At 67.1% G+C, this 24,391-nt stretch carries 23 protein-coding genes, 1 tRNA gene and 4 pseudogenes; 23 read left to right on the forward strand and 5 right to left on the reverse strand.

The window, feature by feature from the left end:
• Positions 1-88: 88 nt before the first annotated feature.
• The 3 genes from ABIA35_RS15320 to ABIA35_RS15330 all read left to right on the forward strand — a co-directional run bounded on the left by ABIA35_RS15320 (position 89) and on the right by ABIA35_RS15330 (position 3,055).
• Positions 89-1,555, forward strand: a complete 1,467-nt coding sequence (locus tag ABIA35_RS15320; RefSeq protein WP_370346555.1) for an NAD(P)/FAD-dependent oxidoreductase — start codon at positions 89-91, stop codon at positions 1,553-1,555.
• Positions 1,556-1,608: 53 nt separating this feature from the next.
• Positions 1,609-2,214, forward strand: a complete 606-nt coding sequence (locus ABIA35_RS15325; protein ID WP_370346557.1) for a TetR/AcrR family transcriptional regulator — start codon at positions 1,609-1,611, stop codon at positions 2,212-2,214.
• Between the two features lie 76 nt (positions 2,215-2,290).
• A complete protein-coding gene (locus ABIA35_RS15330) occupies positions 2,291-3,055 on the forward strand; it encodes an SDR family NAD(P)-dependent oxidoreductase (RefSeq protein ID WP_370346559.1) in 765 nt (254 codons plus the stop codon).
• A gap of 5 nt (positions 3,056-3,060) precedes the next feature.
• Here ABIA35_RS15330 and ABIA35_RS15335 read toward each other — a convergent pair whose 3' ends face one another.
• Positions 3,061-3,774 carry a TetR family transcriptional regulator gene (locus ABIA35_RS15335; RefSeq protein ID WP_370346561.1) on the reverse strand — a complete coding sequence of 238 codons (714 nt, stop codon included), beginning with the start codon at positions 3,772-3,774 and terminating at the stop codon, positions 3,061-3,063.
• 448 nt (positions 3,775-4,222) lie between these two features.
• Between ABIA35_RS15335 and ABIA35_RS15340 the strand changes: the two genes are divergently transcribed.
• From ABIA35_RS15340 to ABIA35_RS15365, 6 genes and pseudogenes are all read left to right on the forward strand, one after another.
• The gene (locus tag ABIA35_RS15340; RefSeq protein WP_370346563.1) at positions 4,223-4,675 is read left to right on the forward strand and encodes a YidB family protein; all 453 of its coding nucleotides are present in this window, start codon (positions 4,223-4,225) and stop codon (positions 4,673-4,675) included.
• Positions 4,676-4,872: 197 nt separating this feature from the next.
• Positions 4,873-4,945: transfer RNA gene (locus ABIA35_RS15345), tRNA-Ala, on the forward strand.
• Between the two features lie 405 nt (positions 4,946-5,350).
• Positions 5,351-5,710 carry a hypothetical protein gene (locus ABIA35_RS15350; protein WP_370346566.1) on the forward strand — a complete coding sequence of 120 codons (360 nt, stop codon included), beginning with the start codon at positions 5,351-5,353 and terminating at the stop codon, positions 5,708-5,710.
• 183 nt (positions 5,711-5,893) lie between these two features.
• Positions 5,894-7,336, forward strand: a complete 1,443-nt coding sequence (locus ABIA35_RS15355) for an RNase A-like domain-containing protein (RefSeq protein WP_370346567.1) — start codon at positions 5,894-5,896, stop codon at positions 7,334-7,336.
• A 31-nt stretch (positions 7,337-7,367) separates the two neighbouring features.
• Positions 7,368-8,135, forward strand: coding sequence for a contact-dependent growth inhibition system immunity protein (locus ABIA35_RS15360; RefSeq protein WP_370346600.1), 768 nt, complete (start codon positions 7,368-7,370; stop codon positions 8,133-8,135).
• An 886-nt stretch (positions 8,136-9,021) separates the two neighbouring features.
• Positions 9,022-9,498: pseudogene (locus tag ABIA35_RS15365) on the forward strand (transposase); the annotation flags it as partial.
• 63 nt (positions 9,499-9,561) lie between these two features.
• Here ABIA35_RS15365 and ABIA35_RS15370 read toward each other — a convergent pair.
• Positions 9,562-10,512 (reverse strand): annotated as a pseudogene (locus ABIA35_RS15370) (hypothetical protein); the annotation flags it as partial.
• Between the two features lie 119 nt (positions 10,513-10,631).
• Here ABIA35_RS15370 and ABIA35_RS15375 point away from each other — a divergent pair.
• On the forward strand, positions 10,632-11,288 hold the full coding sequence (locus ABIA35_RS15375) for a hypothetical protein (protein WP_370346569.1): 657 nt from the start codon (positions 10,632-10,634) through the stop codon (positions 11,286-11,288).
• Positions 11,288-11,992 carry a site-specific integrase gene (locus ABIA35_RS15380; protein ID WP_370346571.1) on the forward strand — a complete coding sequence of 235 codons (705 nt, stop codon included), beginning with the start codon at positions 11,288-11,290 and terminating at the stop codon, positions 11,990-11,992. Before ABIA35_RS15375 ends, ABIA35_RS15380 begins: the two co-directional genes overlap by 1 nt.
• A gap of 31 nt (positions 11,993-12,023) precedes the next feature.
• Here the strand turns inward: ABIA35_RS15380 and ABIA35_RS15385 are convergent, their stop codons facing one another.
• Complete coding sequence (locus ABIA35_RS15385) at positions 12,024-12,422, reverse strand: FtsX-like permease family protein (RefSeq protein ID WP_370346602.1); 399 nt, start codon at positions 12,420-12,422, stop codon at positions 12,024-12,026.
• Between the two features lie 251 nt (positions 12,423-12,673).
• On the opposite strand from ABIA35_RS15385, the gene ABIA35_RS15390 reads away from it, so the two are divergent.
• Positions 12,674-12,940 (forward strand): hypothetical protein, encoded by a 267-nt coding sequence (locus ABIA35_RS15390; protein ID WP_370346573.1) that lies wholly within the window; start codon positions 12,674-12,676, stop codon positions 12,938-12,940.
• Between the two features lie 421 nt (positions 12,941-13,361).
• Here the strand turns inward: ABIA35_RS15390 and ABIA35_RS15395 are convergent, their stop codons facing one another.
• Both ABIA35_RS15395 and ABIA35_RS15400 read right to left on the reverse strand, forming a co-directional pair.
• Positions 13,362-13,757: a hypothetical protein gene (locus ABIA35_RS15395; protein WP_370346575.1), complete on the reverse strand. Its 396-nt coding sequence runs from the start codon at positions 13,755-13,757 to the stop codon at positions 13,362-13,364.
• A 180-nt stretch (positions 13,758-13,937) separates the two neighbouring features.
• On the reverse strand, positions 13,938-14,591 hold the full coding sequence (locus ABIA35_RS15400) for a TetR/AcrR family transcriptional regulator (RefSeq protein WP_370346577.1): 654 nt from the start codon (positions 14,589-14,591) through the stop codon (positions 13,938-13,940).
• 388 nt (positions 14,592-14,979) lie between these two features.
• On the opposite strand from ABIA35_RS15400, the pseudogene ABIA35_RS15405 reads away from it, so the two are divergent.
• From ABIA35_RS15405 to ABIA35_RS15455, 11 genes and pseudogenes are all read left to right on the forward strand, one after another.
• Positions 14,980-15,177, forward strand: a pseudogene (locus ABIA35_RS15405) (cytochrome P450); the annotation flags it as partial.
• A gap of 118 nt (positions 15,178-15,295) precedes the next feature.
• On the forward strand, positions 15,296-16,162 hold the full coding sequence (locus tag ABIA35_RS15410) for a hypothetical protein (RefSeq protein WP_370346579.1): 867 nt from the start codon (positions 15,296-15,298) through the stop codon (positions 16,160-16,162).
• Positions 16,163-16,394: 232 nt separating this feature from the next.
• Positions 16,395-17,213 carry an inositol monophosphatase gene (locus ABIA35_RS15415; protein WP_370358313.1) on the forward strand — a complete coding sequence of 273 codons (819 nt, stop codon included), beginning with the start codon at positions 16,395-16,397 and terminating at the stop codon, positions 17,211-17,213.
• A 41-nt stretch (positions 17,214-17,254) separates the two neighbouring features.
• On the forward strand, positions 17,255-18,049 hold the full coding sequence (locus tag ABIA35_RS15420) for an alpha/beta fold hydrolase (protein ID WP_370358314.1): 795 nt from the start codon (positions 17,255-17,257) through the stop codon (positions 18,047-18,049).
• 25 nt (positions 18,050-18,074) lie between these two features.
• Positions 18,075-18,191 (forward strand): annotated as a pseudogene (locus ABIA35_RS15425) (3'(2'),5'-bisphosphate nucleotidase CysQ); the annotation flags it as partial.
• A 46-nt stretch (positions 18,192-18,237) separates the two neighbouring features.
• Positions 18,238-18,834, forward strand: coding sequence for an NADPH-dependent F420 reductase (locus ABIA35_RS15430; RefSeq protein ID WP_370346584.1), 597 nt, complete (start codon positions 18,238-18,240; stop codon positions 18,832-18,834).
• Between the two features lie 193 nt (positions 18,835-19,027).
• The gene (locus tag ABIA35_RS15435) at positions 19,028-20,632 is read left to right on the forward strand and encodes an acetolactate synthase large subunit (RefSeq protein ID WP_370346586.1); all 1,605 of its coding nucleotides are present in this window, start codon (positions 19,028-19,030) and stop codon (positions 20,630-20,632) included.
• A 240-nt stretch (positions 20,633-20,872) separates the two neighbouring features.
• On the forward strand, positions 20,873-21,652 hold the full coding sequence (locus ABIA35_RS15440) for a GNAT family N-acetyltransferase (RefSeq protein ID WP_370346588.1): 780 nt from the start codon (positions 20,873-20,875) through the stop codon (positions 21,650-21,652).
• 366 nt (positions 21,653-22,018) lie between these two features.
• Positions 22,019-22,456: a monooxygenase family protein gene (locus ABIA35_RS15445; RefSeq protein WP_370346590.1), complete on the forward strand. Its 438-nt coding sequence runs from the start codon at positions 22,019-22,021 to the stop codon at positions 22,454-22,456.
• A 421-nt stretch (positions 22,457-22,877) separates the two neighbouring features.
• The gene (locus ABIA35_RS15450) at positions 22,878-23,495 is read left to right on the forward strand and encodes a class I SAM-dependent methyltransferase (protein ID WP_370346592.1); all 618 of its coding nucleotides are present in this window, start codon (positions 22,878-22,880) and stop codon (positions 23,493-23,495) included.
• Positions 23,496-23,718: 223 nt separating this feature from the next.
• Complete coding sequence (locus tag ABIA35_RS15455) at positions 23,719-24,303, forward strand: hypothetical protein (RefSeq protein WP_370346594.1); 585 nt, start codon at positions 23,719-23,721, stop codon at positions 24,301-24,303.
• Positions 24,304-24,391 lie beyond the last annotated feature (88 nt).

Consider the following 24,391-nt stretch of genomic DNA (forward strand, 5'->3'; position numbering starts at 1 on the left):
CCTATACCGCCGAGGGGCGGTAACTCCCCGTCCACACCCCGCCGCCCCTCGGCTCGTCTTTCCCCCTAGCCGCTCTGGAGTCAGGACCATGCCAGGTACCCCCACCCGCACCTTCGACGTCATCGTGATCGGCGCCGGCCCGGTCGGCGAGAACGTCGCCGACCGGACCACCGCCGCCGGCCTGGACACCGTCATCGTCGAGGCCGAACTCGTCGGCGGCGAGTGTTCGTACTGGGCCTGCGATCCCAGCAAGGCGCTGCTGCGGCCGGTGCTGGCGCACAGCGAGCTGCGCGGCGTCCCCGGCCTTGAGCGCGCGGCAGATCAGCCTCTTGATGTCGAAGCCGTCCTGAAGCACCGCGACGCCTGGGCCGGCCAGTGGGACGACGCCGGCCAGGTGGCGTGGCTGGACAAGGCCGGGATCAGCCTGATCCGCGGGCACGGCCGGCTGGCCGGCCCGAAGGAGGTGACCGTCACGACGCCGGAAGGCGACCTGCTGCTGCTGACGGCGCGGCACGCGGTGGCGGTGTGCACGGGGACCTCGGCCGCGCTGCCGCCGCTGCCCGGCCTTGAGGCGCTGCGGCCGTGGACCAGCCGCGAGGCGACCAGCGCGAAGGAGGTGCCGGGACGGCTGGCGATCCTTGGCGCGGGGGTCGTCGCGGTCGAGATGGCCACCGCGTGGCAGGCGCTGGGCTCGCAGGTGACGCTGATCGCCCGGGAGCCGGGTCTGCTGCCGCGGGTGGAGCGGTTCGCGGCGGATCTGGTGACGGAGCGGCTGCGGGAAGCAGGGGTCGACATCCGGTTCGATTCGGGCATCGCTTCGGCGGTGCGGCCAGACGCTTCCGAGTCCGGCTCCGACGAAGTTCACATCACGCTTGCCGACGGCAGCGTCGTGATCGCCGACGAATTGCTGCTGGCGACCGGCCGCGCGCCCCGGACCGCGGAAGTCGGGCTGGAAACAGTGGGTCTTCAGCCGGGCGGCTGGCTGACGACGGACGACCTGTTCACCGTCGACGAGGTCTCCGGCGAGTGGCTGTACGCGGTCGGGGACGTCAACCGGCGCGCCCTGTTCACGCACCAGGGCAAGTACCAGGCGCGGATCGCCGGAGCGGTGATCGCCGCCCGCGCGCATCGGCGCCCGCTGGACATCCGGCGCTGGAGCCGGTTCGTGGGCACGGCCGACCACGTCGCGGTGCCGCAGGTGGTGTTCACCGATCCGGAGATCGCGAGCGTGGGGCTGACGACCGCCGAGGCCGAGCGGACCGGGCAGGCGGTGGACGTCGTGGACTACGAGATCGGGCAGGTCGCGGGCGCGGCGATGTACACGTCCGGCTACCGGGGCCACGCGCGGATGCTGGTCGACCCCAAGCGGCACACGGTCGTCGGCGCGACGTTCGCCGGGCCCGGGGTCGCGGAGCTGCTGCACTCGGCGACGGTCGCGATCGCCGGCGAGGTGCCCGTCGAGCGGTTGTGGCACGCGGTGCCGGCGTTCCCGACCATCAGCGAGGTGTGGCTGCGGCTGCTGGAGACGTACCGGGACCAGTCCTCGGCGATCTAGCCTCTCCAACAGGCCTAAAGTCGAGAGAGGTCGAGTCCGAAACCGGAGGCGCCATGAGCAGCACGACACTGACCCCGAAGGGCCGGGCCACCCGGGCCCGGATCGTCGAGGGCGCGGCCGATCTGCTGCGGGACTCCGGCGTCGAGGCCACCACGCTCGACGACGTCATGGCCCGCACCAGGACCAGCAAGAGCCAGCTCTTCCACTACTTCCCGGACGGCAAGGAGGAGCTGCTGCTGGCCGTGGCCCGGCACGAGGCCGGCCGGGTGCTGGCGGACCAGGAGCCGTATCTCGGGTGCCTGGACACCTGGGAGGCCTGGGAGCGCTGGCGGGACGCGACGATCCTGCGCTACGAGGAGATGGGCGACCAGTGCCCGCTCGGGGCGCTGTCGCTGCACTTGGGGCGCAGCACGCCGGGTGCGCGAGCCGTGGTCGTGGCTCTGCTGCGGCAGTGGCAGGCCTCGCTGGCCGACGGCGTGCGCGCGCTGCAGGAGGCCGGGCGGCTGCCGGCGTCGGTCGACGCCGACGAGCGCGCCGCCACCCTGCTGGCCACGATCCAGGGCGGGGTGGGCATCCTGCTGGCCACCGGGCAGACCTACCACCTGCGCGTTGCGCTGCATCAAGCGGTGGCCGACCTGCGGCGGCTGGCCACCCCCTAAGTCTGGACTTGAGAGTCCATTTTTCGGATCGCACAGTGGGTTCCGGCACGTTGGAACGAGAACTCAGGAGTGCGAAATGAGTGGACGTCTGCAGGACAAGCGCGCGCTGGTGACCGGCTCGACGAGCAACATCGGCCGCGCCATCGCCGAAGCCTTCGCCGCCGAAGGGGCGCACGTGATCGTCTCCGGCCGCGACACGGCGCGCGGCGAGGAGGTCGTCTCCGGAATCCGGACCAAGGGCGGCCGCGCCGACTTCGTCCGCGCCGACCTGGACGGCAGCCCCCAGGCCTCCCGCACGCTGGCCGAGGAAGCCGAGGCCCTCCTGGGCGACACCATCGACATCCTGGTGAACAACGCCGGCATCTACCCGGCCGGCACCACGATCACCACCGACGACGAGACCTTCGACCGGGTGTACGCGGTGAACGTGAAGGCCCCCTTCTTCCTGACCCGGGAGATCGCCCCGCAAATGGCGGCCGCGGGCGGCGGCACCATCATCAACCTCGGCTCCTGGGTCGCCCGCCTCGCGGTCCCCGTCGGCGCCCTGTACGCCTCGACGAAGGGCGCGATGGAGACGCTGACGCGCGCCTGGGCCGCCGAGTTCGGCCCGCAGGGCGTGCGGGTGAACGCGGTGTCGCCCGGCGTGATCCTGGAGCCGGCGCCCGGCGAGGCGCACCCCGGCGAGGTGATGATGAACGGGACTCCCGCCGGACGGCTGGGGAAGCCGCAGTACATCGCGGACGCGGTGGTGTACCTGGCCAGCGATGAGGCTTCTTACTTGCACGGGACGGTGCTGGACGTGGACGGCGGCCGGACCGCGGCCGCGGTGATCGCGGCTTAGGCGTCTTATTCGACGGCTTCCTGAACCCGCTGCACGACACGCCACATCGGCGTCCCGCGCCGGGCGACGACCACCATGACGTCCTCTTCCGGCTCCGCGGCGCGCGGGGCGGAGGGGATGTCGTCGGCGTAGGTGGCGCGGACCCATTCCAGGGCGTGCTCGACCAGTTCGGCCGGGTCGCCGCGACCGTCGGACCGGAGCCAGCCGCGCAGGGCGTGGTTGTGGGCGGCGACCACGGCCGCCGACACGACGTCGGCCCGCAGACCCCCGTCGGCCCGGCCGGCATAGCGGGCCCGCAGGAACGCGGCCAGGGCGCTCTCATAGCGGCGGACGACCGCCAGCTCATGCGTACGCAGGGCGGGGACCTGACGCGTCAGCCGGTAGCGGGCCAGCGAGAACTCGGGATCGGCCGCGTACATGGCCAGGACCATGCGAGCGGCGTCGCAGACCCGCGCGACCGGATCCTGACCGAAGCCGGACTCGTCGGCGAGGAAGGCCGACATGCGGGCCAGGGTCCCCTCGTGGTCGGGAAAGACCACCGACTCCTTGGAGGGGAAGTAGCGAAAGAAGGAACGGCGGCCGACTCCCGCACGGGCCACGATGTCATCGATGGTGGTGGCATCGAAGCCGTGCTCAGCGAACAGCCCCACCGCCGCCGCGACCAGCGCATCGCGCATCGCCGGCCGAGGCTCGGCGGAGGCGGGCTGGAGGGCGGACATGGGTGGACGGTAACACCGCCCGCGAGGGGTCCCCATATCGATGCGGTCCGCGTCACACGGGAGGTTGCCCTCGTGGCCGCCGCCGGTCGCTGCGCGTTTGCGACCTCACAGCCTCACCGCCTCACCGCCCTCGCCCCGCCCCCGGTGCCTGTCCAACCACTGGAGCCTGGACGCCGACCGTGTCCATCGCCGCCAGCCGCAACCGCGGCTCACCCTCACTGTCGCCGCCGCCCAGCACCCGGACCTCCCGCGTCCCGCCCCCACGGTCCCGGAACCCCGCCCCCACCCCCACCCCCACCCCGCCGTCCAGACGAAGCCCCGCAGCCCATTGCCCCAAACGGCTGCCTCCGCCAGCCCACACCAAGCCTCCGTACCGAAGGCTCTTACGTGGCCCGCGTACACGGCCCGGCGCCACCAGGCCCGGACCCTCCTCGAAAGGCGGAATGCCATGGCCGACACCCCGGACCTGGGCAAGATGTGGAAACAGCTGACCGACAGCGTCGGCGGCGGCATGGGCGAAGCCCTGGAGAAGCTGAAGAAGAGCAGCATCGGCGAACAGGTCCAGTCCTGGATCGGCAAGGGCGAGAACAAGCCCGTCAACGCCGACCAGGTCACCGAAGCCATCGGCCAGGACCGCATGGAAAAGATCGCCCAACAGGCCGGCACCACCCCCGAGCAGGCGGCCCAAACCATGGCCGACAAGCTCCCCGGCATGGTCGACAAGATGACCCCCGACGGCCAACTCCCCGACCCCCAGTCCATCAAGTCGAACGTAGCGGGCGCCACCCAGAGCAACCCCGCAGGCGCAGCCAAGAGCACGATGGACAACGCCATGGGCAACACCCCCACCGGCGCCCAGCCCCAGCCAGCCCGCACCAACCCCAACCCGCCCCCGATGTAGCCAGCAGGGACCCAGGCGGCGCCCCAGCGCCACCACCCCACGGCCGGACCCCGCACCCCCGGGGCCCGGCCACGCCACGCCCGAAAACCCGCAGGTAGCGAATCGATTTCCCTTCCAGCCGCAGCTCTGGCTAATATAGGCAACGCCCGCCGGGGAGATCAGCAAGATCGATCGAAGATCTCACCGGGGGACCAGATGGGGCTTTAGCTCAGTTGGTAGAGCATTTGTCTGGCAGACAAAAGGTCAGGGGTTCAAGTCCCCTAAGCTCCACGGCACGCCCCCGATCTGCGAAACCGCAGGTCGGGGGCTATTTTTTGGCGAGATGGCTGGAGTCACCCCCGGGTTGAGACCGTTCTGGCGCAGGCCGGGCTCGAACGCCGATTCTCATCCCACCCCGTTTTGGATTCTGATTCGTCGCCGTCCGCGGTGAATTGGTCGTGGCGTTTCACGCCCATAGGGAGTCCGGACGGGCCTCTGACACGGGCCGCTAAGCTTGCCCTTCTTTCCCGGGCTCCTTAAGGGAGGCGACACTGGTCGCCGGAAGGAGTCTGTGATGCTGGAGCCTCGTCCTCCGGAGTTCCGTCGTCGGGCCGTGGAGTTGGTCCGTGCCGGGAAGACGCCGTTCGGTCGGCTGGCGAGGATCTGGGGATCTCGTACTCGTGTCTGCGACGCTGGATGGACCAGGCCAAGGTCGTCGACGGTGTAAAAACAGGGCCTGTCGAGGGCGGCGAAGGAGAGTCGGCGGCGTTGCGGCGGCGGACGCGTCAGCTGGAGCTGGAGAACGCCCAGCTGACCGCATCGATTACCGAGATCAACCGGATCTCCCGCGGCACCTGCGCTGCACCGATACACGCCGAGCTGCTGCTCGGGGCCGGCATACGCATCGGACGCAACCGTGTGGCCCCGGCTGATGCGCGCCGACGGCCTGGCCGGTCGTCACGGGAGCAATTGTCGCGAACTGTGAGCCTGTACCCCGACCGGTCCGCAGGTGCTTGTGCCATGGGGCCCGCGTCCTCTGCCGACTCCGGCTTCTGACAGCATGAAGCACCTCGCTGGCGGCGAGTTCATGTGCACAGGATCGGTGGCGCCGAGAACCCTGAGCAACTGATCGGTACTCGCGGGTTACTAGTGTCGCAGGCCCCTTGTATGCTCTTTCTCACTGTGCGGGGGGAGCTCCATGCGTGGGCTGAGCAGAATCATCCGGGGGGGGTTGGACTGATGGCGCGTCCATCTGGCTGGGACATTCTGAGTTTGGATGGGGATCCCACGCCGGGCGCCGTGGAGTCGGTTGAGGCTCTGGCCAAGGAGTTCGGGGACTTCGCGCACGATGTGGAGTCGGCTTATCGGAGTCTGAATTCCTTCGGCTCGGATGCGACAGCGTTGCAGTGGGTGGGCCAGACCGCTGAGGCGTTCAAGGATCAGTTCGGTCCGCTGCCGGGGCGTCTACAGAAGTTGTATATCTCCTATAGCGAGGCCTCCGACGCCCTGTCCTCGTACGCACCGAAGCTGCAGGCTGCGCAGACCAAGGCGGACTCGGCGTTGCACCAGGCCAAAGACGCCGCGGTCGATCTCCAACGTGCCACCACCTCTGCGAACAGCGCCGCGTCCGACTTGAAGTCGGCCCAGCAGAGCCATGCCGTCAACCCCGACCAACAGGCTCTTGCCGATGCCCAGACAGCGCACGACAGTGCGCAGGCCAGCCTGAAGAACGCCCAGGCCCACATGGCCGCGCTCACCGCGCAGGCGAAACAGGCCTACGACGACCGCATCGACGCAGCCAAGAACTGCGCCAAGGCGTTGCACCACGCACAGTCCGACGGCATCCACAACAAGCACTGGTGGCAACACGTCGCCAGCAGTGTCCTGTCGACTGCCGGCGAAGTCCTTTCGGACGTCGGACACTTCGCCGAAGGCATGGCGTACGAACTCGAAGACGTCCTCAAGGCGCTGTTCAGCCCGAACTCGCTTCTCGGCATCGCCCAGACGCTCGCCGGGCTGATGTTGATGGTCGCGGGTGCCGGCGGCGAGGTCGGCGGCGTGGTGCTCGACGCGACGGGGGTCGGTGCCGTCCTCGGTATTCCGGCGGCCGCCGTGTCGGCCGGGCTCATCACCGCTGGCGGCGCTCTGGCCGGCAAGGGCTTGTACGACTGGATGGCCGCGATGGCCAACGGCGACTACAACGCCTGGCCCCGGGGCAAACGGGGCGGAGCGAAGCCGGCGAAGCTCCGCGATGCCGACCCGGGCGGAGATCAACAATACGGCGGCCACGCATATGATAAGCACGTTGGGGAAAGCAATGAGGAGCTTGGCGATCGGCTCTATGACACCAGAAACGATGAAAATCCGCCGGACGAGGTGTCGACATACGAGACCTACGAAGACGAACGGAGGTTCAGCCAAATGGTGATCGATCAGAATAATGCGCAAATCACCAATTGGCTGAGCAAGGCAAAACCTGGCAGCACACGGGATTTCGAAGTGGACACTCTCGGCGAGGTGACCGGCCGCAAGCTCACCAGAGAAGATTGGGAGAATAAGCTCCCGTCCAAGCCGGTGCTGGGCGCCAGAGTAGTCATTAGAGCCGATCCGGCCGCACCAAATGGGTATTATATCCTAACTAGCTTTCCTACTGGGATTGACGCAGCCACGTGGCTCCCTTAATATGCGCCAGCAATAGCCTGAGGTCTTGACGATGACACAGCCTGACATTTTCGATGACGACGCCCCGTGGGCCGAGAGGTTGCCGGAGCTGAGGCTCCTCCTCGAAGCTTATTCATCCGTGCCGCTCCAGGAACGGTTCACCGATACGCCGGACTCGCCCTCGAAGGCAATGCGTTCGTACCTGCGTATGGCCACCTTCTATCCGGGCCGGGCCTTCAGGGCCACTGCCGAGATCCTCGACACGCTCAAGCGTGGCCTGGACGACCCGGAGGTCACCGCGGACATGGACTCGATGTCGCGCATGATCGTTCCGGATGGCAGGACCCGTGAGGATTGCCTGACGGCGATGATCCCGCACCTGGTTGCCTTCACGGAAGGCGGTGAACAGGCCGCGGTTCAGAAGCCGGAGACCCGGTGGGAGTGGCGGGAACGCTTTCCCAATCTGGGCAACCTGCTTGGCAGCTACTATCACCAGGACATCGGCTACGTATACGGCAACAATGCGACCAGTGAAGTTATTCTCGCCGACTACTTCACCACAAATTGGCCCTACGAAGTAGCCGCTGCCGTGTCCGAGATCGACGAGCTGCTCGCGATGGGCTCCGACGAAGATTTTCTTGAAATGGCGACCTCAATGCTCGGCCGCCAGGTGCGCCCGTCGCGCGGGTTGTCACATGGAGAATGGCTGTCTTCGATCACCCGAGATCTACGGGGGCGACTGCAAGGCGTAGATTACCAGCCTCCGGCACCTCCGAACCCCGCATATCCGGCACACGACAAACGTGCCTGGGGACGTTGATCCACTGCCGCGCGAGGTACCGATCAAGGCTGTCGAAGCTGCCTCCGCTCCGGGCCAGGCTCGCTTGGCCCGCGGCTGGTCCGAGCACCTAGTGCAGCGACGCTCCCGGTCTCAACCAGTCACAACGCGTCTCGACACCACCGGTGCATGCGTGGTGCGGTTTCGGAAGTTGAAAGCATGCAACGGTCCCGCGCCAGCTCGCAGGCATAGTTTCAGGATTCGACTACCAGGCCCCTAAGCTCCACATAGTGGCAGTGGCACCCTCGGAAACGAGGGCGCCACTGCCCTGTTCAGGGGATTACACCGCAGCTCACGGCCAGTTTTCGGCTGCGCCGCGATGAAGGCTTTTGTCTCACTGCAACTCGCTGTCGATCATTCTTTATCCAAGATCGCGACCCATGCGCGACCCGATCTTGGTTGGGTCTGGGACAGCCCTGGGATCGTGGCAACAGCGTCGGTCACCAGATTGGGTGATTTCTGTTCGGTGTCAGAAGCCGCTCCGGGAGGCGGGGTCGCCGCCCTTCAGCGGCCGTCCCCAGCTTCGAGTTCCTCGCGTGTGATGCGCTGCACGACCGTGTTCGGCGGGTAGTAGAACTCCATGCCTGTGGGGTTCAATAACCCTGCCGAGGCGTTGACCTGGGTCTATGCTGCGGCTTCGTATTCGTTGATGAGGCCGCCGAGGATCTTCGTTCGGGTGATTCGCTGAGCTGGGAACGGGATGACGGTCGGGTCGTCCAGCGGCGCCCGCAGGCTAAGGACTCGTAACAAAATTGGGTCGTCCGACCTGCGGGAATGTGTGTGTATCAGCCTTCGTTGATGCTGTCGGAGGTGGGAGACAGCCGAGACGAAGAAGAGCACACGTCGGCCATGGGAGGTCGACGACGGCCTGTGGGAGCGGATCGAGCCGCTGTTGCCGCAGGTCGAGCGCAACCCCAGGTACCCGGGCCGGCCGCGGATCGATGACCGCAAGGCCCTGAACGGCATCCTGTTCGTGTTGTACACCGGGATCCGCTGGGAGTTCCTGCCGCTGGAGCTGGGCTACGGCTCAGGGATGACCTGCTGGCGGCGGCTTCGGGACTGGAACGCCGCCGGAGTCTGGCAGCGGCTGCACGAGCTGCTGCTTTCCGAGCTGCGCGGCGCGGGACTGCTGGACTTCTCCCGCGCCGCGGTCGACTCCTCCCATCTGCGGGCGATGAAGGGCGGGCCGGCCACTGGCCCATCCCCGGTGGACCGGGGCAAGACCGGCGGCAACCGCAACGACGTCACCCAGTTGATGCCGCTGATCCACGCCATCCCTGCGGTCCGGGGTGTGGGCGGTCGGCCCCGACAGCGCCCGCGGCACTTGTACGCCGACCGCGGCTTTGTTAGGAGTCCTAAGCCCGTGTCCTTGATGCGAACGTCCGGCGTTGTAGTGCTCCGCGTAGCGGTCCAGGACAAGCCGCAGATGGCGGTCGCCGATGATCAGCATCCGGTCTGTGCATTCAGCGCGGACGGTTTTCACCCAGCGTTCAGCGAAGGCATTCATCTTCGGGGTTTGCGGTGCCGACTTCTTTATCTCGATGTTCTCGGCGTCGAAGACCGCGTCGAACGCGTCGGTGAAGATCGAGTCCCGGTCCCGGACCAGGTATCGGAATCGGTCGGCCCGCTCGCCGACGTCGGCCAGGAAGTTCATGGCCAGCTGGGTCGCCCAGGCTGCGGTCGGGTGCTCGGTGACCCCGAGGACGTGTACCCGCCTGGTGTCGAGCTCCAGGACGAAGGAGACGTACAGCCGCTTGAGTGTGACGGTCTCGATCTGGAAGAAGTCCGTGGCCAGGATCGTTGACGCCTGGGCCAGCAGGAACGTACGCCAGGTCGAGCCGTCGTCCCGCCTCGGTGCCGGCGGGATGGCGTGGCTTCGCAGAATCTTGCGGATGGTGGCGGCGGTGACCCGGTGACCCAGGCGTCGCAGCTCGCCTTGGATCCGGGTGTAGCCCCACGACAGATTGTCGCCGGCCAGCTGAAGTATCAGCTCGACGAGTTCCTCGCTGATCGGTGGGCGTCCTGGCGGTCGTGGCTGTCGCCACTTCGTTCCAACCAGCCGCCGGTGCCAGCGCAGCACGGTGCCGGGGGTGATGAGCCGGTGGGCACGAAGGTTCCTGGGCAGCAGCCGGATCAGCGCCGCGAACAGCGCGCGGTCGACCCAGTCCAGTCGCGGTTTCGGATTGGCCCGTCGCAGCACTGCCACCTCGTGGCGCAGTACGAGCAACTCGACGTCCTTGGCGGCGCCGCTGCGGCCTAACAACACCAGCCAGGAGGCTATACGGCAAAACAGAAGGTGGAGCAGACGCATAGACACGAGCATCATCGTCCCGTACCCGACGCCACCTCCGGGCGGCATTCGCGCAGGTGAAACCCTATAGCAGGGTTTTTGAACCACGCCGGCACTTCCGACGCGGCGGATACGCCACTCACGCCGATGCAGAACAGGCTCTGGCCTCACTGCGGGAGTTACTCACCTTGGCCACGTCGGCCCCTAATCCGATCGCCACACAGTCTGCGATCAGCCAAGCCGTCCACTCCGCCATCGCCCATAGAACACCGCTACCGGACGTCGCCCAGGTAGCCGACCGCCTACGGCACGGACTGTCGCCAACACCAACGCTGACACTGGGGCAGTGGCTGACCAAATGGTTGGCCGAGCGCACCGACCTGCGCCCCGCCACCCGGCTCAACTACGCCAGCCTGATCGAGCAGCACCTGATCCCAACGCTCGGCCACGTCCTGCTGGAAGAGCTTCGCCCTGCACAGGTACGCGCGGCATTGGCCCAGATCTCCGCCGCAGCACACAGCGTCTCCGCCGCCAATGCCGCCCGGCACGCAGCGCTTGACCGGGCAAAGGCAGCATGGCGGGCGCACGATGCCACTACAGCCCGCGCCGCCCGAGCGCAGGTGGCCACGATGCCAGGCTTCCGGCGTCCGGTTGGGGCGTCCACGGTACAGTGGACTCGGGCGGTGTTGCGATCCGCCCTGTCCGAAGCGGTACGCCGCGAACTCGTCACCAGCAACGCAGCCAAACTGGTCAAACTACCCGCCCCGCGGCGAGCGCGACCACTGGAATGGACTCCGGCACGGTCGCCATATGGAAGAAGACCGGAAGACGTCCATCGCGGTTGATGGTCTGGACCCCGGCCCAGACCCGACGCTTCCTGGAGCACACCACAGGACACCGGCTGCACGCGCTGTTCGTAGCGCTGGCGTACACCGGCATGCGCCGCGGTGAGGTCTGCGGCCTGGGCTGGGAGGACCTCGACCTGCACGCAGGCGAGGCTGACATCCATCGCCAGCTCCTGCGCATCGGCACCGAAACCATCCAGGGCCCGCCAAAGACCGAAGCCGGAAACCGCCCCGTCGCCTTGGCCCGACCGGTGACCGCAGCCTTGAGACACCACCGCCGCGCCCAACAGGCCGAGCGCCACGCGGCAGGCAAAGCATGGACCGAAACCGGGCTGGTATTCACCAACCCCAACGGCACCGCCCTGAACCCGGCCGATGTCACCGGCCTGTTCGACCGCCTGGTCCGCGACGCCGCCCTCCCACCGATCCGACTGCACGACCTCCGACACGGCGCCGCCACTCACGCCCTCGACGCCGGCGTCCCGGTCAAGGTCGTCTCCGACATGCTCGGCCACTCCAGCAATCACCGTCACCCTGGACCTGTACGCCACCGTCACCGACCGGACTCGACACGCCGCCGCCAACGCCATCGCCCGGCACCTCCGACGATGACGGCATGCCGCGGACGCTTTCCTGCCCCGGCAAGTTGCCGCGGCAAGACGGCGAGTTGGTGGCGTGGCAGCAGTATCTCGATGGTCTTGTGATCGTCGGGCTTCGGATCCCGGATGGCCCTGCCTACTCGCGCATGCCGATGGCGTCGATCGGCCGGGCACGCAGCGCCAACCGTATCGGCACCAGGATGGCTGACACCGCCAGCGCCGAGGCAGCCGCGACGATCGCGAAGTACAGCAGGGGTGGAACATACGGGGTCGGTGAACCGGTCAGGCCCAGGCTGACCGTCGCCAGCGGCAGCAGCGGCACGGCGGTGCCGACCACGACCGCGATCAGGACCACCATGAGCGTTTCCGTGCGCATCATCCGCATCACCTGCTTCGGGGTGGCGCCGACCAGGCGCAGCAGGGCGAACTCCCGGGAGCGGGACAGGGTGGTCATCACCAGGGTGTTGGCGACGGCCACCGCGATGTATCCGAAGACCAGCATCAGCGGCATGGCGCTGCCGACCAGGCCGGCCATCACGGTTTGTCGCTGGGCTGCGGACAGGCCGCCCTTGTGGCACGAGCAACCCCAATCCAGGCCCCAACCCCACTGCCAGCCTCACAACCACAGTCGTCACGACGAGCGGAACCATCACACTCACCCACACCGGCACCGCCCCACCGCCGACACGAAACACGACACCAACACCACCCCCCAAGACGAGCACTACGCCAACCCCTCCGCCGCCTCAAGGAAACCCGCCCCAGAGCGTCCAAGGCTCCATAGCGATGGTCGATCCAGCCTGTACCTGCCTTCCCCCGCTCTATAACGTCGTCATCAGCTGGTTCAAGCAAAGCGACGCGACCAGCTACGACGTCCACTACGCCTATCCCGGCGAAACCTCTGGCGACCCGCCACAGGACAAGACGACCCGCGTCACAGGCACCAGCCTCACCATCCCCGGCTTCCAGACGAGACCCAACAACCTGTGCTACACCGTACGCGCGGTGAACGAGTACGGAACGTCTCCGTGGACGAACTCCACCTGCACCTGACCCGCGACGAAGTAGCAAAGGGAACTGACACAACTCGCGGCTCGCCTGCTATCGCTGACCGGGGCGGCTCTATCTTCAAAGGGTGTAGACCGCTTCGAGTGAGCGGCAGGCGATCTACCAGGACTCTTCAATGAGTCACGTGCCGGCCTGGTACGAATTCACCGCTGTCCGTTCAGGTCAGAGCCCCTCACTGGAAACTGTCCACGCCCAACGAAGATGCATCGGCTGGCTCTGCGCCTGCCCATAAGGTCGTCGAGTCAGGTCAGGCGGTGTGTCGGTACTCGTGCACGATACCTGTGATGGTCAGAGAATTACTGACCACCACAAGGTTCAGCCTGGACGACTTCGCCATCGACGCCACCGCTGGCACCGTCACCTGCCCGGCCGGACATCAGATCGTGCTGGGCGAGGCGTCCCGGATTCACCTGCAACGCAGGGCCGCCTTCACTGAGTGCGCCGGCTGACCGCTGCGTGAGCGCTGCGCTACGGCGAAGGCCGGCCGGGTCCTCACCATCCGCCCGAACCACCACCAGCAGGCCGCTGCCCGACACCGGGCCGCCACCGACCCGTTATCCGGGCTCATGACCAACTGCAGCAGACGCAGCGTCTTGCCCGGCAGTGTGCCGAGCAGCGCCGCCAGCAACGCCCGATCCGCAGGTTCGAACCGGACCCGTTGACCGCCCAAATGCCGCTGCGAGATCCGAATCTGATGGCGCAGCGCCAAGATCTCGGCATCCTTCTCCCGACCGCTCATCGGGAGCAGCCGCAACGCAGCGAACGTATTCGTCACTGCCAGATACGCGAACCTGACCAGCACGACCAACCATCATCGCCATCCCCGGCAAGCACCGCATCGAAAACCGGCTGACCGCTCGTCGCTGGGAAGCGACAGGCCAACCCATCCCGACCAGCAAGGACGACATTCTCGGCACCTACAGGGCTGCCAGGCAGCGCATGCCCGGGGCTACTTCTAGCCTTCTGGACTGTAGCGCTGGGTTCAGGTTCGTTCTTGAAGCGCGGGCACCGCGTCCAGCACCAACTCGACCGTGGCGAGAAAGCTCTCGCGGTTGAACCCGATGGGTTCGATCCGGCGAGCGAAGTGGCCCAGGGCGGGAAATTCTGCCGGGTCAGCGCCGAGCGTGATCACCCGGAAGGTCTCCAGTCTCCGCTTCTGCTCGGTCAGGCTGGAAGATTGGCTGGCCGCGTGCGCGGAGATCAGGGACACGGACAAGGTCACCAGTCGGTGGTACCACTCGGGGATGAGTTCCTCGGGCACGCCGGCGTCGGTGAGGGCTTGCAGGGTCTCCTCGATCACCATCTGGCTGCCGGGCCCGGTGCCCGGATAGTGGCTGGCGTCCTTCGCCAGTTGCGGCAGCGCGGCGTAGGCATCCCATGAGCGCAGGATCAGGTCGAGGAGCCGCTCACGCCAGGTCCCCTGTCGCCGGTAGTCGTGCATGGCCTGGACCAGCACATGGTCCACGATCGCGAGCATCAGCTCGGTGCGGTTGCGGAAGTGGCGGTACAGGCTGGAGGAGTCGGTACCCAGCTCGGCAGCGAGCTTGCGCATGCTGAACAGCTCGTCCCTCTCAGAGCCCGAAATCAGCTCCACAGCAGTGTCCAAGATGGTCTGCCTACTCCACCGCTGACGCATGAGGCCAGCTTAGTCGAGGAGAGCGGGCGTTCCATCGCAGAACACACGCGGTGTTGAACTCGGCGTTGCCCGCGATGTTGCACGCGGTGCGTGCATCATGTTCAATAGACACCCGTGACAGACCTGCACGAGCCAGTCGCTCTGCGGAACGAGTTCGACATCGCCCCGGGACTGCGGAGCCGGCGTGACTCCGGCGAGGTCTACCGGGTGCGATCGCCGCTGGGGCACGACGCCATCTGCTTCAGCCGCTTCGACGATGTCCGGGCCGTGCACAGTGATGTCGAACGGCTCCGACTCGACACGGTCGGCGCGTCACCCGGCTTGGCGACCGAGGGCGTGGACGACGAGGAGATGAAGCGACGCCGTGCCGGGCGGCTGCTGATGCTGGATCCGCGAGCACGGCGCGGGCGCGCTTTCCGACGAGGAACTGGTCGGCTTGGCGGACCTGCTGCTGATCGCCGGCCACGAGACCACTGCGAACGTGATCCCGCTCGGAACGCTCGCGTTGTTGCGCCACCCCGACCAACTCGCGCTGGTGCACGACGATCCGAGCGCGGTCGAAGACGCGGTGGAGAAGTTGCTGCGGCGGTTCCCCGGGTTGCGCCTCGCCGACCCCGCCGCCAGGCCCGCTTTCAAGCGTCGTGCACTGATCTACGGTCTGCGATCCCGGTTCATAACGGTGACCATCTTGAGGGGAACGTCCGTTGACCATCGACGAACAATCCGACGCCGCGCTACCGGCCGAGGACGACTTTCCTGACCACCAGCAGGTGGTGCAGCGGTTCGGCGACCTCGCACCGGACGGCACAACAAGCACGGTGGCGTTGTCGCGCCTGTTCGAGCACCCCCGAATCGGTCTACGTTTCCCACGCTTCGACAAGCTCGCGGCCGACGGCGGGGTCAAGCCGCACCGCATCTTGTTCGTCGGCCAGCATGTTGAGCGGCTGACGGCGTTCGGCAAGGTCGGCGCGACCGTCCGGATCGGCACCGGTATCCGCGCGATCGGACGGTCCTCGTTCACCTACGGTCAAGGCATGTTCGCCGACGGGCATCTCGTCGCCATGGCTGAGGCCACCATCGTCCTCGCCGACAAGTCCGGGCCGATCACCGTGCCCGACGAACTGCTCGCCGACCTTGAGGAACTGCGGCTGCCTCACACCAGTGCGGCAGTCGAGTCGAAGCCCGACCCGAGTCGCCGCGAGTGGCAGTACTACCCCGCCGCCGCCACCGTCCACAGCCGCATCGGGGACGTCGACCTCAACCGGCATGTCAACTACGTCGCCCAACTGGGTTGGTACGACGAGGCGATCGCCTCTCACGCACACCATCTACTGGGAGACGACGCCGCCAGAAAGCTCCCCCGGTACCTCCCTTGGCGCTACCGCGTGACCTACCTCGGCGAAGTCCTTCACCCTCGCGCCTACGACGTCGGGATCGCCGTCAGCGGACACGACGAGCACACCGTGCACTACGAGTTGGGACTGTTCGACGGCGGACAGTGCCTGGGGATCGCGGACGCCGCCGCACCACGCGGCGAGCTTTCCGCCACCGCATTGGCCTGGTCCCACTAGAGAAGGCCGCGGGCAACAGATCGTCGCCGGCCCGCCGATCAGAATCCTGTCATCCGCTGAGCGTGCGGCCGCTGAACGCCCGAATCCAATTGCATACGAGTAATCCAAGCCGTGCCTGACATGCATTTGAAGTTAATGATGCGGCTGCATACCGTTGAGGCGAAGCGCAAGAAGCATCGCGCAGTTCGGCCCTCGACCGGCCTCAGCCCCCTCCTCAGACGGGAGTACCACCATGCCCGAAACGCCTCAGACCGCTGACGTTGCCGCCTCCGACGCCGACGTGCTCGCCCAGACCGCGATAGCCGTACGGGAGGCCGGTTCAGCGCTGCGCGAGCGCTTCGGCGAGCTGGTCCCCTACCAGACCCGCGACGAGCTGATGCGCGCGCTCGCCGTCAACGACGACACGGCCCTGGCCATCCTGCGTCCCCGCCTCACGGGCCTGCGCCCGGGGGCCAGCTGGGTGGACGACGAGCTGGACGGCGGGGCGCTGCCGCCCGGCGAATGGTGGGTCGTGGACCCGACCGAAGGCAACATCAACCACCTGCACGCCCTGCCGGAGTGGGCGGTGACCGCCACCCTCGTGCGCGACAACCAGCCCGTGCTCACCGCGGTCCACCTGCCGTTGACCGGCCAGACCTACACCGCGCTCACCGGCGCGGGCGCCCACCTCGACGGCCAGCCGCTGCACGTCTCCCAGACCGCGGACCTCGGCCTGAGCATCGTGGCCACCAGCCAGGCCCGGCCCGACGAGGATGAAAAGGTCGTGCGCCGCGTCGGCTCCTCGATCACCGCGATGCTCTTCGACGCGCTCGTCGTCCGCACCGCCGTGCCCGCGACCCTGCACCTGCTGAACGTGGCCGCCGGCCGGATCGACGCCTTCTGGCAGTTCGCCGGCGCCCGCGCCGACCTGCTGCCCGGAGCGCTGCTCGTCACCGAAGCCGGCGGCCAGATCTCCGACGCCCAGGGCCGCCCCTGGACCTCGCAGAGCCAGAGCTTCCTGGCCGCCGCGCCCGGCATCCACGCCGAGGCCGTCGCCACGCTCTCGCGCTGACCGCGCACCACAATCCGAAACATGGGAAGGATCAGATCAGCTTGACCACGAACGCAGTTCTCGGAAACGGCCGCGTCGGCGGCAACCTCGCCGCAGCCAACAACCTGCTGGCCCACGACCTCGACGGCACGGGACCGATGCTCGTGGCCGTCCACGGCATCACCGAAAACCGGAGCTTCTGGAACCCCGTCCGCTTGCAGCAGCACTTCCGCGTGCTGCGCGTCGACCTGCGTGGCCACGGCGACTCGCCTCGGACCTCGCCGTTCGGGATCGACGAGTCGGTGGAGGACATCCACCACCTGATCGAGTCCCTGGGCGAGGGCCAATCCCCGTTCGTCGTCGGTCACTCCCTCGGCGGGGTGATTGCGACTGCCTACGCGGCCCGCTACCCCACTCGCGGCGTGGTCAATGTCGACCAGTCGCTGCGGGTCGGTCCACTTCCTGCGGAGTTGGTCGCCACCGTGCGGGGAGAGGGTTTCGCCGACTTCGTTCGTACGCTCTTCGCCCAGCTGTACGGCGAGCTGGACCCCGAGTTGGCGGCCGACATCGAGCGCCGCCGCGCCGTCGACCAGGAAGTTTTCAGCGGGTTTTGGACCCCGTTGCTTGATTGGGACGCAGACACGCTGGCAGCGTGGTCTCGACGCACCACGAGCCTCCCGCCCGACGTCCCGTACCTGTCTTTGCATGGAACGGACCCCGGTGGTGACTACACCGACTGGCTCACCCACCGTATCCCCGGGGCCGTGGTCGAGCAGGCACCGAAGCTCACGCACTATCCGCACCTGGCACAACCCGAATGGTTCGCCTCCCGCGTCCATCAGTTCTTCAGCGCCTGAGTACCTGTTTCAATCCTGAGCGCGCCGGCTCATCGCGCCCGCGACCCCGCACCTGCTGAACATGGCCGCCGGCCGGATCGACGCTTTCTGGCAGTTCGCCAGCGCCCGCGCGGACCTGCTGCCCGGGGCGCTGCTCGTCACCGCTGACCGCGCACCACAACCCGCACCCAAGGAAGGACCTGATCATCATGACCACGATCGCAGTTCTCGGAAACGGCCGCGTCGGCGGCGGCCTGGCCGCCGCTCTCACCCGGGCAGGACATCAGGTGACCGTCGCTGACCGCACACCGGGCGCCGCCGCGGCCGCCGCCCGGACAGCCGAGGTCGTCATCAACGCCACCCCGGGTGAGGGGTCGCTGGAACGTCTCGCCGCCCTGCGCGAAGAACTCCGCGACAAGATCCTCGTCGACGTGTCCAACGCCACCACCGACGGACCGGACGGACTGCCCGCCGGCCTGCTCTACCCCGGCTCCAGCCTTGCCGAACAACTCCAGGCAGCGCTCCCCGAAACGCGCGTAGTCAAGACACTCAATACCATGCTTTTCCCGGTGATGACCGCTCCGGACACGCTCGTCCAGCCGCCGACCGCGTTCCTCTCCGGCGAGGACCCGCAGGCCAAGCAGGCCGTCCGTGAGCTGCTCGCCGACCTCGGCTGGCGCACGGAGTGGATCACCGACCTCGGCGGAATCCAGACCGCCCGCGCAACAGAAGCCGCAATACTGTTCGTACCGCACGTGATTCGGTCCAGCGGCTTCACACCCTTCGCGATCTCGATCGCCCGCTGACTCGCACACAGCACACCGCCCTGGGAGGAATCCTTGGCCTGCCGCCCGGAACGCACGGGCGAGGTTAGAGCGGTATCTCACCTGGCCTCGGCCTCAGTCACGCCTGCGTCCCAGCTCATGTCGCAGCGGTGTGATGACACGCCTCCAACAGCGGAACACCACCCAAAGAATCAGTGGAAGGCGATCAGTTTCTATGAATGGTGCCGAGACTCTCCTGTGCACCCTGCTCGACAACGGTGTGGACGTCTGCTTTGCCAATCCCGGTACGTCGGAGATGCAGTTCGTCGCGGCGCTCGACCGCCACCCGGCCATGCGTGGCGTGCTGTGCCTGTTCGAAGGAGTGGCGACCGGGGCCGCCGACGGCTATGCCCGCATGACCGGCCGGCCGGCCGCGACCCTGCTCCACCTCGGCCCCGGCCTGGCCAACGGCCTGGCGAACCTCCACAACGCCCGCCGAGCACGCACCCCGATCGTCAACGTCATCGGCGACCACGCCCGCTTACACAAGGAGCTCGACTCGCCCCTGGAATCCGACATCGATGCCGCAGCCGCGACCGTCTCCCACTGGGTGCGCCGACCGACGGCCTCGACGCACATCGGTCCCGACACCGCCGCAGCCGTGGCGGCGGCGATGAGCGCAGGGGTGCGGATGCCCGGCGCCCCGGACCGGTCACGCACCGGCACCTCCGGCGCGATCTCAACACTCATCATCGCCGCCGACCTCTCCTGGGAAGAGAGCGCCCCGCCTCCGCCACATCTCCCGGCACCGCCACTGCGTCGCACCACCCGCGAAGACGTGGAATCCACAGCCGCATTGGTCGCCGGTGCCGAGCCTGCCGCGCTGCTGATCGACGGAGCCGGACTAGGTGAGCGTGGCCTGCGAGCCGCCGCCCGGATACAGAAGGCCACCGGAACCGCCGCCTTCTGCCCGACCTGGCCCGCCCGGCTACGGCGCGGCGCCGGCGTACCGCCGATCCAGCCCCTGGGGTACCGGGCCGAAACCGTCGACCAGCAACTGGCGGGCATCAAGCACCTGATCCTGGTCGGAGCACGCGAACCGGTGGCATCGTTCGCCTATCCGGGCCGTCCAGGCCTTCTCACTCCACCGGGAACGCGCGTGCACCACTTCGTCCCCGACGAGGGATTCGATGTCATCGACGCGCTGGACCAACTGGCAGACATCGTCGCGCCGGACACCCTCGCAGTGCTGCCGTCGCAAGACGCCCCGCCTCCCGTCGCCGACGGGCCGTTGCGCACCCAGAACTGGGCAAAGGTCATCGGCGCCCTGCTCCCACGGGATGCGATCATCGTCGACGAGTCCATCACCGAGGGAATGAACACCCTCTTCCCGGCGACCGCCAACTCCGCACCACACGACGTGCTCGGCCTGACCGGTCTGGCCATCGGGCAAGGCATCCCAGTGGCCGTCGGCGCAGCCATCGCATGTCCCGAACGGCCCGTCGTCTGCCTGCAAGCCGACGGCAGCGCGCTCTACACCATCTCCGGACTGTGGACCCAGGCCCGCGAGAAGCTCAACGTGACCACCGTCATACTCAACAACCGCTCCTACGCGATCCTGCGCGCCGAACTGGACCGCGTCGGCGGCGGCCAAGCCGGACCGGCCGCCAGGGCCCTGTTCGACCTCAGCCGGCCCGACATCGACTTCACCGCCGTGGCCACCGGCCTGGGCGTCCCCGCGACACGGGCCGCAAACACCACCGAACTGGCCGAACAATTCTCCACCGCGCTGGCCACACCCGGACCGCACCTCATCGAGGCGATCCTCCAGCCGACCTGAACACCGCCGGGAACAACGACAGCCAAAGACCTCATAACGGCATGTGTGGTTTCCGCATCTATTCGCGACATTGGATTTCAGACAGACACGGAACTCACGTGAGCGGACACGGCGAGATGGCTCCGGCGCGAGTTCAGTGAAGATCAGCCATCTTCAAGCAACTGGCCAGACTGCTGGTGTGGCAGCTGAGCGCGGACGAGCTCCTCGCCGAGATCAAGTTTAAATAGGAAGGCGCTTCACATGGTTATACCGGCACCAATTACCTCCATACACCAGATAGAGCCGCAGTTGGCCAACCTCCGCTCGTACTGGCTTGGATGGGGCAGTTCGAACACCGCGCACGACGATATGCCGCTCTACCGATCGGGTCTGGCGTACTCGCTGCTGAACGGGGTGCTGCGGATCCGTGGCCGGTCTGTGGACGAAGCCGTCGAGACCGGGCTGCGCGCACTCGACGGGGTGCCGCACCTGTGGTGGGTCGGCGCGGACAGCGACCCGGGAGTACTCGAACAGTTGCAGGCCGGCGGCGGACAGCTCGGTTCGACCTTGCCCGTCATGGCGATCGACCTCAAGCGCGTGTCCGAGGCGGAGGTTCCCGGGCTGGCGATCACCCGGGTCGACGGCGCGACTATGTCCGAATACGTCGAGGCGTACTCGGACGTGTTCGGGATCGCGCCCGAGCTTCGAGCAGCAGTCGTCGCCAGAGAAACGGGATACGCGACTGCGCAGTCGACTGTGGAGCGCTTCATCGGAACGCTCGACGGGGACGTAGTCGGTACGGCCAAGGTGTCGATGAGCCACGGAGTCGCAGGAGTCTACTGGGTCAGCACGAGGGAGCCCTTTCGCGGCCGGGGAATCGCTACTGCGTTGACGACCGCCGCACTGCTCGCCGGTCGCGAACGCGGATTCCGGATCGGCAGCCTGCAGGCGAGCAGACTCGGTGCGCCAGTGTATCGCCGGCTCGGCTTCGAGACAGTGGGCGAGCTTCAGCACGTGGCTTTTCAGGCACCGAGTGACTGACGAACCGCCCTAGCGATCCACGGCGTGGACACCCGCCCACGACCAGCACGAGCACCCACGACCCCGGCCACACCAGCGACCTGACCAACACCATCAAGACGGTGGATCTTCGACAAATGGTAAGCAGAGTCCGGAACGAAAAGGTCCAAAACTCTACCCGCCGAACACGTCGGCGGAGGACGTGAAACAGATAACGCCATGAAGCACGGCTCTACAAGACGGGGAAGGGCTCGGGCGGCCCTGTCTGCGCTGCTGGGTTTCGGAAGATTGCTGTTCCATCCGGAGTGGACTGTCGGCGCCCCGTACCGGCGGGGCGTCCGGGTAGGCAAAGTAGCAGCTGACGGCATCGATCCGGCAACCATAATCATGATCGGCATACGCATCAACAAATGGCGTGCACCTCGGCACTGGCTGCCCCTCCTGCTCGCGCTGCCACCGATGGTCTGTGACCTCGCCGACGATCCGGACAGCGGCCTGCTCGGCTACCGGCTCCTGCTCGGACCCGGGCCGCGCCAGGCAATGCTGGTGCAGTACTGGAGCGACACCGACGCCCTGCACACATTCGCCCGCGACATCGACTCCCCACACCGTGCCGCGCAGGAACGATTTTGGCGGCACTACGCCGCAGGCCGAGCGGCAGTCGGTGTCTGGCACGAGCTGCTTACGGCAGCCGCGCCCGAGGCCCTCTACGGCAACATGCCTCCGACGGGAATCGGTGCGTTGCGCGACGTACAGCCGCTGGCGTGGAAGGTGAATGGTCCCCTCCCCCGCCAATCAGACGACCCCTCACAGACCGCGCTCTGAGCTCACGGCCGCGCTGAACCGGTACTGAGTTTCACAAGCTGATTTAAGGTGCGGTTCTGCCGGGCCATGGTGAGGATCAGCTGGACGAGTTTCGTCGCTGATCGGCCGCCGTCCGGGGGCCTTCGGTCGGCGCCACTTGTTCGCGACCGGACACCGAGTTCTTCGACGCCTGCGATCGGGCCGGCAGCGCCAGCCATGACCGAACACTCGCGAAGATCCGGTACAGCAAGACGACAGCCACAGAACCGATCGCCCCACGGCATCACCCCAGGTCCGGGGTAGTGGCCGAATTGAACTGCCGACCAGCACAGGGCCGTCAATGGCACCCGAGCGGTGGTGCCGGGTTGCGCGACGAAACCGAGCGGGTTGGGATGTAGCGACAGCCGTCCAGCGATCGAAACTGAAGACACAGGTCATCACTATGGAGAACGGGGGCGGTGGGTCCACCGCGGGCAAGGACTACGCCCAGCGCAATGCTCGCCTCAGCCTCACGCGCTGGAAGCAGGTCCTGAACGTTCAGGCGGTCTACCGCTGGAACATCCGTCGACTGCACCTGGGACGCACGCTCGACGTCGGCTGTGGGCTAGGACGTAATCTCGAGCACCTCGGCAGCAGCGCGGTCGGTGTCGATCACAATGCGGTTTCCATCGCAGTGGCACGTTCGCGGGGGCTGAGGGCCTATACGTGCGAGGAGTTCGCGGAGTCGCCGGACGCTGTCCCACGGTCCTATGACTCGCTTCTTTTCGCACATGTGTTTGAGCACCTCGACCGGGACCACGCGGTCGGCCTGCTGAAGCAGTATCTGCCGTACCTCGAGCCGGGCGGACATGTCGTCGTCATCACGCCCCAGGAGCGCGGATTCCGTTCGGACACCACGCATGTGACCTTCATCGATTTCGCGGGTCAGCGCAAGATCGCGACCGCTGCCGGGTTGGACGTCATCCGCCAGTTCTCATTTCCCCTGCCGCGCGTCGCGGGGAGGCTGTTCGTGTACAACGAATTCGTGGCGGTCACGCGTTTCCTGGGCAACAGCGCTTAGCCGAGCGCCCCGAAAGCCCCTGTGAGCTGCGACAAGGCCGGCTTGTAGCATCGTCCGTCGACGCTGAGGACCGGGCCGACAACGCCAGCCGGGTCAAAACCTGGCCGAGGAACCTGAGGGTTGTGCGTGCCGAAAACTCGGTCGGGTAGCCCGAGGGAGTTTCTGACCAGGAAAGGGGTTTCCCTCGATAGGGTCCATCGGACCCGACCCGGAGGATGCTGGAATGACGCGCACGACGCCGCCATCGCCCATCGACATCGCTGCCTTGATGCCCGAGCTGGCGCCGCTGGCACGTCCGGCGGTGAGGCTGCATCCGCGGCCGGGATCCGTCAGCGCGCGGGCCAGCTCGGTCGGTGGGCCGTTCCTGTGGCCAGCCAACGGACCTTGGCCGATATGTTCCACGAGCGAGCACCATGCCAGTCTGTGGCGCACCAACAACGACCCTAGACCGCTCAACGCAAGGGATAACGAGTTCCCACTGGCAGGCGTCCTGCAGCTGTTCGCAGCGCATGTTCCCGAACTGCCCTTCCCCCCGAACACCGACCTACTTCAGGTGCTTTGGTGCCCGTTCCAGGAAACCCACTACCCAGTCGAGCCCGTGCTGGTGTGGCGCGACAGCACGCAGATCACCGAAACCCTCGACGTCTTCCCCACCCCACATCCGCTGGCAGATGACGAGGTGCTTCCCCGCCGCTGCACGCTCGACCCCGAGCGCATCGTGGAGTATCCGAACTGGGACGTACCAGGAGATCTCAGAGGGCGTTTGACAATACTATGTCATCTCTTATCCGGTGGATCGGGCACGTAGATTGCCCGATCCGCCGGTCATGCCCATAACTACTCGGCGACAGCTGATCACCGCCGTGTCCGTTTCGCGCGGTCATCGCGTCCGGATT

Origin of the sequence: Catenulispora sp. MAP12-49, from assembly GCF_041262705.1 — a bacterium.
Lineage (GTDB): Bacteria > Actinomycetota > Actinomycetes > Streptomycetales > Catenulisporaceae > Catenulispora.